Below are 12,190 nucleotides of genomic sequence, written 5' to 3'. Positions count from 1 at the left end.
CGGATTGCCCCAACGATTACACCGACGCGCCGTCGGCGACAGCGGCGGGCGGCACGCCCTGGGCGGGTTTCGCCGGCACCGGGGTCTCGCACGGTTTCGCGAGTGCGACTTTTACCGCATCAAGTCGCTCTTTCCACTGTTCCGCCGGGATCTCGTCCAGCCCTTCCGCGCGCAGCAGCTCGAGCACCGCCTTATGATTCCGCTCGCGATCCCTGCGGATCATCTCGCGCTGTTGGTCCTGCAGCTTTCTCAGCTTCGCCGCCGCCCTCGCGATCTCGTCTTCGATCGATCGCGGCTTGCGCGCTGTCTTCCCTGCATCTGCCGTCATGGCCTCTATCACTCCATCTTGCCCCTCCCCCTTGCCGCGAAGTGTAACGGAATTCGGCCGCGCAACGTAAAGCACTGAGGCCTGATACCCCGCTGTCGCACCGCTGCCCCGCGCGTCATCCGTCGCGGCGCAATTGCCCGCTGCGCAACTCGCGCGCAGCGGCCGGCACCGTCGCGGCCGCCGACGCAACCGCTCCGAGCGCTGATCCGGCGCCCCCGCATTTTTCCTGCTGTCGCCGCGCGGGGCGTCACCCGCGCCATTCCGCGGCCACCGCCCCGCGCGGACCACCTAGCCAGAGCGCAATGCTCGCATAGCGCAGCTCGAGCACGGCGGCCGCCACCGTCGCGACCGCCGGCCCGACCAATCCGCTCGCCGAGCCCCCGGCCCCGCGACTTTCATGCTGTCGCCGCGCCGGGCGTCGCCCGCGCCATTCCGCGGCCGCCGCCCGGCGCGGACCACCCATCCAGTGCGCAATGCCCGCATTGCGCAGCTTACGCACGGCGGCCGCCACCGTCGCGGCCGCCGACTTCACCGACCGCGCGCCGAGCCCCCCTTCCGCGTTTTTCCGGCCGTCGCCGCGCGGGGCGTCGCCCGCGCCCTTGCGCAGCCGTCGCCCCGCGCGGACCACCCATCCAGTGCGCAATGCCCGCATTGCGCAGATTTCGCCCGGCGATCGCCTCCGTCGCGACCGCCGGTTCGGGCAACGCCGCGCTCCCTCACAGCGTTTTCTCTCTGGCTGCTGCTTCTAACCCCATATATCCTCGACCGAAATCAGCGCACGCCGGCAGGTTTCCCACATACCCACCGGTCCCCGCGCTTCTCCCGTTCCCCACAACCAACACCGTTGTGGAAAACGGCGCGCGGCCGACGCTCTTGCGATGTAGATGCATCGCTGCGTCGGTCCGGACCCGTGGATATGTGGAAAACCTGCGTGGCATAACCACCCTCGTCGCTCCGAATTTCCCCCTGTCCGCTCCCTGCCTCCGTTCGACCTCCCTATTCCGTTTTTTCCCTGTGCGGAACGGATCGACGCTCGCCTCGTTTTTCTCTCTTTCGTGTCGGTGACTCAACCTTCACTTTTCTGCAAAATTTTCGCGGTGCTCCACCCAGGCGAACGCCTCAACGGAACGAAATCCTCGCTCTTGCTGGCTGCGATGCCGATCGCCACGCCTGCTGAAAAACCGGTGGTGCCCGGACCCGTCCGGGCACCACCATCCAGATACCGTCCGTTCAGGGGGCGACCCGTGGGGCAAGCCCCACCCCCCGACCAGACGGTCACACACCACGCAACTCCGTTGCGGGTGCTTAAAGCCTTGCTGCGCAAGCCTTTAAGCGGTACGACGCCTAAAAGCGCAATATCGCTAAGCTAGCGCCGAAACTCAAAGCTGGATAAAGCGTATGCCGGTATGACGCCCGTAAAACCCCTTTAATACCGTTGGACCTACGATCGAAAGCTCGCGTGACAACGGCTATATGCGTATTACACCATTGGCGTCACGGTAGTACACCTAAATTCAATGAAGATCCAGATATACAGAAAACGATAATTAAATCAGTGCTTTAAAGACGCGAGGCGGATGTTGATGGAGAAAACAATGCGAAACGGCAAGATTGTCGCCGTTCCCAGAAAAACACATAGCCGTATGACGAAACAGCGTGACCATGTGCTAACATCTTCACACGACGGAAGCGCGTATCGGCAGCTCAATCCGCAACTAACCACGGCCACAAAAAGGTAAGGATCTCTCGCTACGAGGTCTTCATGCCGCGTCTCAAAACGCCGGGAAAAGGTGCGTCCAAACCCATCTCCTTCAAACTCGATCCCGAGTCGGAACGCTTCTATCGGCGCAAGGCCCAGGAGAACGGTGTCTCGCTGTCCGACTACATTCGCAAGCAGCTTGCGCTCGGCGTCGTCACCGAAAATGTCTCGCTCATCGACCAGCGTCTCAAGGCGCTCATTCAACAACTGAGTGGGCACACGCCGTCCGATGGCGGCCCAGGCAAATCCGTCCAATCGCTACCGTCCGAACTGGTTCAAGCGGTGTTCTTCAGCCGCGAAGTCCTGACCAGCATCATCAGCGACAGAAACATCCAGTTCTTCCATCAGGCACAGGATCGCGCCGAAGCCGCTACCAAGAAACTGCTGGGAGAGCTCAATGGCTGATCAACGCTCACCCAGCGGACTCGCCACCTTTTCGCGAGGAACTGCCCTCTGGTGGCAACAGGCAAAGCTTCTCACCAGTGCGATTGTGGCGGTTTTCATCGCGGCAATTCTCGTCGGTGCGCTGGCCGGCGGTGCATACCTGTATTTCGTCACGTCGGCCGAAACTCGCTATTTGACGATCAAGCACGTTGAGGCGGAAATCCTCACCGTCGTTCCGATGGCGAATCCGAACGTCTCGTTCCATCTCGGCAACGACGACACGGCACTGCCGCCCGGTGCGGCGCTGTCGTTTACCGAGGATGCGGCCGACGAGTTCTTCGTCTATGCGCGCAATGCTGCCCTGTACGCTGTTCTAACGGCTATTGCCGTCACGTTCCTTTCCGTCCTGTTTTGGATGGAGTACGGCCGCGGAAAACTTACCGACAAGCAGGTGCGCGGTGCCAAGCTCGTGAAAGCAAAGGAGCTCATCAAGGAACTGGAGGCTCGAGACGACGCCAGCCCCTATCGCATCGCCGGCGTGCCGATGCGGAAGAAGGCCGAAGTGCTCGGCACACTCTTTTCTGGTGCCCAAGGCAGTGGCAAGTCCCAGCAGTTTTTTGCGCTGATGGATCAGGTGCGCGCCCGCAAAAAACGCGCGATCGTCTATGACCCATCAGGTGAATTCACCGCTGCGTATTACCGCGAAGGGAAGGACGTCATCCTGAATCCCCTCGACGCGCGGAGCCCGAACTGGAATGCCTGGCGCGAAATCCAAAGCGAGATCCATTACGACGGGCTGGCTGAGGGGCTCATCCCAATTCCGCCGAATGTTGCGGACCCATTCTTCGCGATTGCGGGGCGCATGGTTTTCAAGGGGGCGATTCGTGCGCTTGGCGGCGACAACAAACGAACCAACGCAGCGCTGTACAAGGCTATCGCCCATAGCAATCTCGAGGAATTGCACGCGATCCTAGCGAACGAGTCCGCGGCGACCTACGTCGATCCAGTCACTGAGCGTACGGGCATGAGCCTCAAGATGACCGTGCAGAACCAGCTCGATTGCTTTCGTTACCTGCACGACGAAGGCGAGCCATTTTCGATCCGAGAATGGATCCAGAATGAGGATGAAGAGGACGATTCCTGGCTGTTTATTACCGTCAACGAGGAGCAGAAAACCGCCCTGCTTCCGCTGATCAGCCTCTGGTGCGATATCGCGATCCGCTCGCTGTTGACGCTCAAGCCGATTCATCGCGAACGTCTCTGGTACTTCTACGACGAGCTCCCCACTCTGCAAAAGCTCGAGATCATGAAGCTCGCCGTCACCAACATTCGGAAATACGGCGGTTGCTTCGTGCTCGGCATCCAGGACTTTTCCCAACTCTTCCAGATCTACGGCGAGCACTTGGCGCGCACGATCATCTCCGGATGCCAGACCAAGCTCCTGCTTCGCGTGACAGATGGTGATGCGGCCAAGGCGTTGGCCAACGCGATCGGACAGGCCGATTTGGACGAAAAGGAAGAAAGCCTGAATCTCGGCATCGACGAGCGGCGCGACGGCATGAGCGTTTTTGCGCGACGCAATCTCCGTGATCTCGTCCTCTCATCCGAAATTCTGCACCTGCCCGACATGCAGGGCTATCTGGTCACACCGAGCGACTATCCGGTTGCCCGGGTCAAGTACGAGTACGTCCCCCATCCCCAAACGGTGACGCCGTTCGTCCCGCGCCAAACGTACGATCTCTGGCTACCGGCAAGCGCTGCTGCTGACGGTCCGGCTGCCTCGGAGCGGCGATCCACTGTGCTGCCTCCCCCGCCCAGCCCGACGGAGAAATCTGGTACGGACCCGTCCCGCTCCCCGTCACCCAATCCTTCGGACGCTCCGACTGCGACCGCCGAGTACTCGTCGACCAACCCCGCCTCTGCCGGCCCGGATGTTGATCCGGCCGCGCCGAGCACTTCTCGTTCCGTAGCACAGCCGTCCAACGTGATCTCGCTGTCGACTGGCGAAATCGTGGACGGTGACACCGGCGAGGTTCACGATACGTCGGCTTCCCGCGAGCCAGGCGCCGGCGAACGGCCCACCGGCCGCGCCGGCCTCGGTGACCTGTTGGGGTGACACGCCATGATGAGCATGCACAATGTCGGCAGCGCCAGCCAGGCGCTCCACTATTTTTCGAAAGACAACTACTACACCACCGATCAGGGACTCGAACATTCCGCCTGGTTCGGCAAGGGGGCGGCCACCCTCGGTCTGAACGGGCAAGTCGATCGGAACGTGTTTTTCAAGCTGCTGTCTGGGCAGGTCGGCGATCAGCAACTCGGTCGCGTCGTCCTGGACGAGAATGGCGAGCCCGAGGTCGTGCATCGGCCCGGCATCGATTTGACGTTTTCGGCACCGAAGAGCGTCAGTATCGCTGCCGAAGTTTTCGAAGATCGCGAGGTCCGTCTCGCCCACGAGGAAGCCGTCAAGGAGGCGCTCGAGTACGTCGAGGCGTATGTGGCGCAGGCCCGCAAAACGGTCGATGGCGAGACGCTGGTCGAGCCGACCGGCAATGTAGTAGCCGCCCTCTTTCGACACAACACGAGCCGAGATCTCGACCCCGATACGCATACCCACGCCCTGGTCATGAACGCGACCCAACGCGCCGATGGCGAATGGCGATCGCTCACCAATGACGAGTTGTACGTGCAGCAGAAGGTGATCGGGGCAATCTACACGTCCTCGCTCGCGCGCGGGTTGCAGAAGCGCGGCTATGCCATCACGGCACCCGACGAGAACGGGAATTTCGAACTGGTCGGCGTCACTCGAGAGCAGATCGAACACTTCAGCCAGCGCTCGGCAGCGCGCGATCGATGGCTGCGGGCCAACGGAATCGATCCTGCAAACGCCACGGCCGCCGAGAAGGAGCGTGCCGTGCTCGCGACCCGCGAACGCAAGGTCGGCGTCGACCATGAGGCCTTGTCGGTTCAATGGCGTGAGCGCGCACAAGCAGTCGGCCTCGACTACAGCGTCATCCAGCAGAAGGCTCGGGAGGCGCGGGAAGCGGGAACGGATGCACGGGTCGTCAAGTTGTCCGGTATTGAAGCCCTACGGTTCGCTGCGTCTCACCTCGGTGAGCGCGAAATCGTGCTGAACCAATATGACCTCGTCCAGACCGCGCTCGAACATGCGGTCGGCCGAACGTCTCCGAATCAGATTCTCGATGCCTACAAAAAGCTGGTCCATCAAGGCAAGATCGTCGACCTTCCGGACGGCAACATTACCACCGAGAAGATGCTCAACACGGAGCGCTGGACGGTCGAGAACGCGCTCGCGCAGCGAGATGCGACGCCGGCGATCGCGCCTGCCGAATTAGTCCGGTCCAGAATCGAACAGGCCATCGCCACCGCGCGTGCGGAGCGGAACGATTCCACCTTCGACTACACCCCCGGCCAGCGAGGCGCGATCGAGCATGCGCTGACGAGCAGAGACCGGATCGTCGCGGTGCAGGGGCTCGCCGGCGTGGGCAAAACCACGATGGTCAAGGGAACAGTCCAGGTCGCGCACGAGCAGGGTTGGCTTGTACGAGGGATGGCCGCAACCGGGCAGGCTGCCAAGCAGCTCGAGAACGACTCCGGTATCCAGGCCGATACGGTTACGATGTTCGAGATTCATGAGCAGCGGCGCCAGGATGATTTGAAGGTCCTGCGCGAGTATGTGCCGGACCTATCACGAGAGCGCGAGCTCTGGCTCGTCGACGAGTCATCGTTCCTCGCCCAACGGCAAATGGCTCGCCTATTTAAGATGGCGGAACGAGCGGATGCGAAGGTCATCCTCCTTGGCGACCGCCTCCAGCTGCAGGCCATCGAGGCGGGCAAACCGTTTGAGATCCTGCAGGACGAGGGCGTGACCACCGCTCAGATGACCCAGATCCAGCGCCAGAAGAATCCCGAGTTGCAGCAGGCAGTCGCGATCACCGTGGGCACCGCCGACCTTGCACCGGATGAGCCCCTCACCGACCTGAACCTCGCACGTAACGCTCGCGCCTTCGACTTTCTCGAGCGAGCTGGGCGCGTGACGGAACACGAGGATCCGCGAGACCTGATCGACCTGTTGGCGCGCCAGTACGTCGACCGGGGACCACGAAGAAATCAGACGATCATCATCACCCCGTTTAACGAGGACCGCGTCGAAATCAACAATGCGGTTCGGGCGGAGCTGCAGGAGCGTGGCGATCTCGATGTCAACGACTCGGCACACACCATCTTCCGGTCCGACGGCGATATGACCCGGGCCAAGCAGAAGGAGGCGCAGTACTACAGCAAGGATATGACCGTCCGGTTTGGTCGTGACTATCAGAAAATACTCGCCTCCCGCGGCGAATACATGCGCGTTGTGGGCACTCGACCCGACGAGGGTATCGTCGTTCTGCGGAAGTCCGACGGGTCTCTAATGGAATGGGAACCGAAGAAGTACAACCGGGTGGAGGTGTATCTCTCGGAAACGAGGAATCTCGCCGCGCGTGACGTCATCCGCTTCACCCGCGGCGACGAGCTCGTCAAGAATGGCCACGAGGCGACCGTCGTTTCTGTCAACGAGAACCAGGCGGTCCTGCGGCTCGCGGATGGCAAGGAAATTCCTTGGGATCTCGACGCGCAGCGTCATTGGGATCACGCGTACGCGGTGACGGTTCACGCAGGCCAAGGCGCGACCCGCGAGCAAGCCATGCTGCATATCCCTTCACACAAAATGGAGCGTGATCCGGAAGATGCTCGGCGCCAGTCAGACGTCGCGATGACGGTGCGTAGGATCTTCGGCGACCGGAGCTTCTATGTCGGGCTCACCCGGGCGGTCGAGGATCTCCAGATTTTCACGACCGACGCAATTCTCGCTCGAGCGGCCGTCTCACGCCACCAGGACAAGTCAAGCGCCATCGAGACGCTGCGTGAGCATGAGTTGGGCGAGCAGGCGAATACCCAGCCGCAGCGCCAGCGACGTCAACAAGCTGCGCAACAGATGCAGATCGAGCCGGACTGAGGTTGCGGCGCGCGCCCGCGACGCACGCTGTTCCATCGCCTCGCCGTTACGGTTATAGGGACGTTGCTCGGTCGCCGGCGCGCTGCGCGTTCAAATTAAATCAAATCGAAAGAATTCTGTTGGAGTCTCGAATATACCTTTCGATTTGTTGACATCTGTTCGCCGCGGGAACCTCCGTATTGCAAAGCGGTAAAGAATTTCAAATCGATGTCGATATCATCGTGTAGGATCAGCAGCGGTACTATTTCCCCGTGCACCTGCGGTCTCGCGATGTAGTAGAAATTTCAACTAAAACCACATCGTATGTTTGCGAAAAACAATAAATTTATGTGTAGAGGGCCGAAGGGGGTGATTCCAAGAGTCACCTTCGTTTCGATTTTTGTAATAATTTTCATGATATCTGCGGGAAACGTTATGTCAAATTCAAATCGCAGCAGACCTCACGAATCTAGGGAATTCTGGATGGGGAAACTCGGTCTGGAGCCTCATCCGGAAGGAGGCTATTTTAGATACGCGTTTGGTTCTGACATTTATCGAAAAACGGCGAGCGGCGCTGAAAGGAAAAATTATAGCGGAATCTATTTCATGGTGACCCATGATAGCCGGTCGCACTTCCATCAGATGATATCCGATGAAATATGGTACTACCACGCTGGCGACCCACTTACCATGCACGTCATCGATGAAACGGGAGCATATCGGACGGTCCGTCTCGGCCCGAACGTGGAACATGGGGAGGTACTTTCTGTAGTTATGCGCGGAGGATGGATCTTTGGGGCGTCGGTCGATTCAGGTGATTACACTTTGGTCAGTTGCACTGTTGTGCCGGGATTTGACGATGCTGATTATAGAATTCTTACTCAGTCCGAGTTGCTGGGAAAGTATCCGCAATATCGAGATATCATATTGAAGATGGCGTATCAGAATCTGCCCAAGTGACGTGAGTGTTCGGCTTTCCATGGTAGGCCGGTGGTGCTATTGGTTGTTTGGTGGATCGATTTTGAACAGGCGCAATTATGGTAACGGCAAATAGTATCCCGAGATGCCAGGTAGAGGCGATTCTTCCGAAGGATGGTGAAAAGCGATTTTCGGTCGCGAGAGTGCGCGTGAATGATACGGGTATTTCGATGAAGCTACCCGTTGGTGAACTGTTAGAGGCGGATTGGATTGGCAAATTCTCTGCCAACGATGTCGCATTGCTCGCTACGGTGAATGCTAACGACGTCAATATCCAGAACATCACCGAGCGAGTGCCGCACTTCCCTTACGGGATTATTTATCTTACGGCACTTTTCAGCGTCATGTTGGTCACTACCAATTTAATTGGAGATAGTATCACCACCATCAACCTGCCGTTCCTGCATGGGTACAGCGTCCTCTTTCCGACCGCGCTAGTCGTTTTTCCGTTGACGTATTGCTTTGGGGCTTGCATAACGGAGACGTATGGATTTGTTGTAAGTCGCCATGTGATATGGGGTGCGTTTTTAGTGAACATCCCGGTTATTATGATTATTCTGTCGCTCGAGAAGGCGGGATGGCTGGGCGGTAGCGTTCTCGGAGTGTCCCATCAAATGATGAGGGCGCTGGGCGCGTCGGCTGTCGGCTACTTCGCAGGCGAGTTATCTAATTCGCTGGTCGTATCTAGGCTGAAGATCGCACTAAGAGGCCGCGCCCTGATTCTTCGTTTTCTTGCGGCCAATGCAGTCGGAGCAGTCGTCGATAGCGTTCTATTTGGGACACTATTGTTTTACGGTGTTGTGCCGTTGACTGTGCTTCTCAAGATCGTCCTTGCACAAATCACGATAAAGATGCTGTACGAAATGGCGTTCTCTGTCTTGTTTTCCAGAATCGTTCTCTGGATAAAGTCGCGTGATGGTGTCGATCATTACGACTATAAGGTGAATTTCATTCGGAGCTAGCGCCCATTATGATTTCCACAACTTTTCCGATGATCGCTTGCTCATTTATCAATATGGGCCGGCGCTTTGAGGTTGATTCTATGTCGTAACCGATGAGTTTTTCGCCATCCGTCAACTTGACGAAGGTGTAAGTTTGTTCATCTACTTCGACAAATGCAAAATCGCCTGAATCAAGAGAGGCATAATCTCCGATGACAAGGATGGCATTGTGCGGAAGCGGTTCGGTGCGGCTCTTGGGGGCGAGTGCAATCGCAAATCGACTCGAATTTGCGTTCGATACCCTGATCCACAGCTGACCGTGGCGCGGCGCCGCGGATACTTTTCGCGCGTCGCGCAGACTCCGCTGCTCATAGACAGGCACGAACCCCCTGCTCTCTTCGCCGAAGAGGGACGACATCGGAACGGCGAAAAACCGGGCGATTGCTGAAATCGTGCTCAATCTCGGATCGATAGTTTCACCCGACAACAGGCGGCTGAGCGTGCCCCGGTCAAGATCGATCGCGCGCGACAGTTCCGAGTCGTTGACGCCGGCCTCCTGCTGCAAATGTTTGACCGTTGCCACAAACGTGGCCGCTAGGCTTGCAAGTTCTTCCTTTTTCTTCACGCGTTTTGTCCGACCCTAATTTTTGTTCAACGAAGGAGTTGAAAATTTTCAACATCCTGTTACAGTTGGTAACGTCATTTGCTGGTCAACCGATCGGCGCTGGTCAGGGTGAGAGGAAAAGATCGTAGTCTCCCGCTGCGTCTTGCAAAATATGTTGTTTTGCAATGCAATTCATGTTCTAATGCAGTGCAATACAGGTAATGTTGGTAGAAATTGAATCGAACCATCCGAATCGGTAGCTATCGCTTTACTATCCTCCAGTTGAGCACATTGGAGGGTGGGTTGAGCAAGATTACTGAGGCGGAATTTCGGGATGCCGCGAAGAACAACGCTATCAAGCACGCATCGGTTTTGCGCACGGATAGGGGCTATCTCTTCGTCGTCGAACTGTCTTGGAAAGAGGGCTTGCACACGTTGTATACGTTCCGCAATGAACCGAGAACATGGGCAAGCCTGGATAGCATGATGAAGTACTTTGAGAAGCACGAGCTGAACGTTAACGTGATCACCCTGCAGTGGAATCCAAAGGGATGAGCGGTACGAACCTGGTAGATCCAGGTAGCGGCAGTCGCCAGGTTTACCGATGCGAAGTCGGCCCGGCCTCTGAGCCGCTCGCGCGAAAGCGTAATGAGTTCTGAGCGCTGCCCACGTGTGACTAGCTGTTCTGTACGCGATCTTGGTCAATTGACCGCCGTGGGTTTTGAAGTGGACAAAAAAACATGTGCGGCGCTTCGAATATCGTCACGCCGCAGATTCGGAAAGTCTCCGAACATTCATGTCTGTGTTGTGCAGTTGTAGTTAATTAAGACGGACATACAGGGTGCGCCAACACCCCATATGTCCTGACCACAAGCAAATAGCTGGGAAAGCTGAGAGAGACCACTCGTGGCTACAGATATTGTACGTCAATCCTTCGGGGTTGACGCGTTCGATGCGTCCCTTTTTAAGGCGACGGCGATACGCCTTGTCCACCGCACTGGAATATCACGCGCGAGCAACACATTCGATCGCTGTTCCGCGTCAAACCTCCTCCGCAGCGGCATGTCTTGCCCTGCGGGTTCGGTGTCACGCATCTATTCGGACAGACCCCCTTTTTGCTCCATGTTGCTCTTTCGGTACGAGCAGCTTTCGCTCGTATCCCGCCTGTCGCTTTTTTCTCTCAGTGCCTCGACTGCAGGCGGTCTCGTAGCGAACCGGGTTGACCCGGTTCGCTACGTTTTTTATTCCGTGCGTCGCCACTCATCGCGTGCGATGCGCACCTTCTGCGTGGCAGCTGCTGCCACGATCGCCCTGCTCTCTGCTGCGCCAGCGATCGCGGACGTTTGCACGGGGAATATCTTCAATGAGGCTGCAGCCCTCTATCACCTCGATCCCGATCTCCTGCGGGCGATAACCTGGGTCGAATCCCGTGGCGTGCCCAGCGCCATTGGGCCGCGCTTGCCGGACGGCCACAGGGCATGGGGAGCAGCGCAAATCAACGATGTCCATCTTCCCGAACTCGTCAGCTACGGCGTCACCCAACGCGACCTCCTGAACCCGTGCGTGAACCTTAAGCTCAGCGCGTGGGTGCTCGCCAACTGCATCCAGGCCAAGGGCGCGACCTGGGCCGCCGTCGGTTGCTACAACACAGGGCCCGGTTCCACGAACATCGCCGCCCAGGCGCGCTATGTCCGGCTGGTGCAGCGCGCATATGCGGGCTATCGCGCCCGGTCGGCGCTCGGCAAGGTCGCCGAAGGAGGCGCGCGATGATGCGCCTCGTCCCTCTTCTTGGCCTGATTGTCGGGACCCTTACGCAAGCCTGCTTTGCGTCTTCCCGTCTTCCGGACTACGACGTCACGCAGATCGGCGAACCCGGCTCCGGCCGCTACGTGTTCTGTTCCGGCGACTCGTGCCCTGAACCGACGATCAAGCACCTCGCGGCGCCGACGCCTGTCGTTCAAGAGAATCTATCGCTCCCTGTATCGGCCGCAGAAACCCGGCCCATTCAAGCGCTTTCCACGCCGATCGCCAAGCGCCACCGATCCCTGCATGCGCGAATCCGACATGTCCACCGAGTCGCGAAGGTGGCGAATCGAACGCTTTGCACCGCGGGCGCCGCGGTCGGGACGGCGTCGAAGCACCTGGCGGGCCGTTAGTCCGCGCAGCTCACCGATTCACCACTCGACCAAGGAGGAAACAC

11 protein-coding genes are annotated in these 12,190 nt (G+C 58.6%); 8 read left to right on the top strand and 3 right to left on the bottom strand.

Going from position 1 to position 12,190, the window contains the following annotated elements; translation table 11 throughout:
* Window positions 1–16 precede the first annotated feature (16 nt).
* Complete coding sequence (locus tag CFB82_RS39445) at window positions 17–328, bottom strand: hypothetical protein (protein ID WP_089487651.1); 312 nt, start codon at window positions 326–328, stop codon at window positions 17–19.
* Window positions 329–575: 247 nt separating this feature from the next.
* Window positions 576–980, bottom strand: coding sequence for a hypothetical protein (locus CFB82_RS43580; RefSeq protein ID WP_176016869.1), 405 nt, complete (start codon window positions 978–980; stop codon window positions 576–578).
* A 1,110-nt stretch (window positions 981–2,090) separates the two neighbouring features.
* On the opposite strand from CFB82_RS43580, the gene CFB82_RS39435 reads away from it, so the two are divergent.
* The 5 genes from CFB82_RS39435 to CFB82_RS39415 all read left to right on the top strand — a co-directional run bounded on the left by CFB82_RS39435 (window position 2,091) and on the right by CFB82_RS39415 (window position 9,407).
* Complete coding sequence (locus tag CFB82_RS39435; protein WP_089487649.1) at window positions 2,091–2,492, top strand: hypothetical protein; 402 nt, start codon at window positions 2,091–2,093, stop codon at window positions 2,490–2,492.
* Entirely contained in the window at window positions 2,485–4,587 is a 2,103-nt protein-coding gene (locus CFB82_RS39430) for a type IV secretion system DNA-binding domain-containing protein (protein WP_089487648.1), read from the top strand. Before CFB82_RS39435 ends, CFB82_RS39430 begins: the two co-directional genes overlap by 8 nt.
* Window positions 4,588–4,593: 6 nt before the next feature.
* Window positions 4,594–7,488 (top strand): MobF family relaxase, encoded by a 2,895-nt coding sequence (mobF, locus tag CFB82_RS39425; protein WP_089487647.1) that lies wholly within the window; start codon window positions 4,594–4,596, stop codon window positions 7,486–7,488.
* Window positions 7,489–7,950: 462 nt separating this feature from the next.
* Window positions 7,951–8,427: a cupin domain-containing protein gene (locus CFB82_RS39420; RefSeq protein WP_227745825.1), complete on the top strand. Its 477-nt coding sequence runs from the start codon at window positions 7,951–7,953 to the stop codon at window positions 8,425–8,427.
* Between the two features lie 167 nt (window positions 8,428–8,594).
* Window positions 8,595–9,407 (top strand): VUT family protein, encoded by an 813-nt coding sequence (locus CFB82_RS39415; protein WP_227745826.1) that lies wholly within the window; start codon window positions 8,595–8,597, stop codon window positions 9,405–9,407.
* On the opposite strand, the gene CFB82_RS39410 is transcribed toward CFB82_RS39415, so the two are convergent.
* The gene (locus CFB82_RS39410; protein ID WP_089487645.1) at window positions 9,394–10,011 is read right to left on the bottom strand and encodes a helix-turn-helix domain-containing protein; all 618 of its coding nucleotides are present in this window, start codon (window positions 10,009–10,011) and stop codon (window positions 9,394–9,396) included. The genes CFB82_RS39415 and CFB82_RS39410 overlap by 14 nt on opposite strands.
* Before the next feature lie 282 nt (window positions 10,012–10,293).
* Between CFB82_RS39410 and CFB82_RS39405 the strand changes: the two genes are divergently transcribed.
* From CFB82_RS39405 to CFB82_RS39395, 3 genes are all read left to right on the top strand, one after another.
* Window positions 10,294–10,545 (top strand): hypothetical protein, encoded by a 252-nt coding sequence (locus CFB82_RS39405; protein ID WP_034192245.1) that lies wholly within the window; start codon window positions 10,294–10,296, stop codon window positions 10,543–10,545.
* Between the two features lie 528 nt (window positions 10,546–11,073).
* Window positions 11,074–11,760, top strand: coding sequence for a lytic transglycosylase domain-containing protein (locus CFB82_RS39400; protein ID WP_227745827.1), 687 nt, complete (start codon window positions 11,074–11,076; stop codon window positions 11,758–11,760).
* Window positions 11,757–12,146, top strand: coding sequence for a hypothetical protein (locus tag CFB82_RS39395; RefSeq protein ID WP_089487644.1), 390 nt, complete (start codon window positions 11,757–11,759; stop codon window positions 12,144–12,146). Before CFB82_RS39400 ends, CFB82_RS39395 begins: the two co-directional genes overlap by 4 nt.
* Window positions 12,147–12,190 lie beyond the last annotated feature (44 nt).

It is taken from the genome of Burkholderia sp. HI2714 (assembly GCF_002223085.1).
Taxonomy (GTDB): Bacteria; Pseudomonadota; Gammaproteobacteria; order Burkholderiales; family Burkholderiaceae; genus Burkholderia; species Burkholderia lata_D.
The sequence above is the reverse complement of the archived record's forward strand: the minus strand, read 5'-3'. Positions and strand labels throughout refer to the sequence as shown.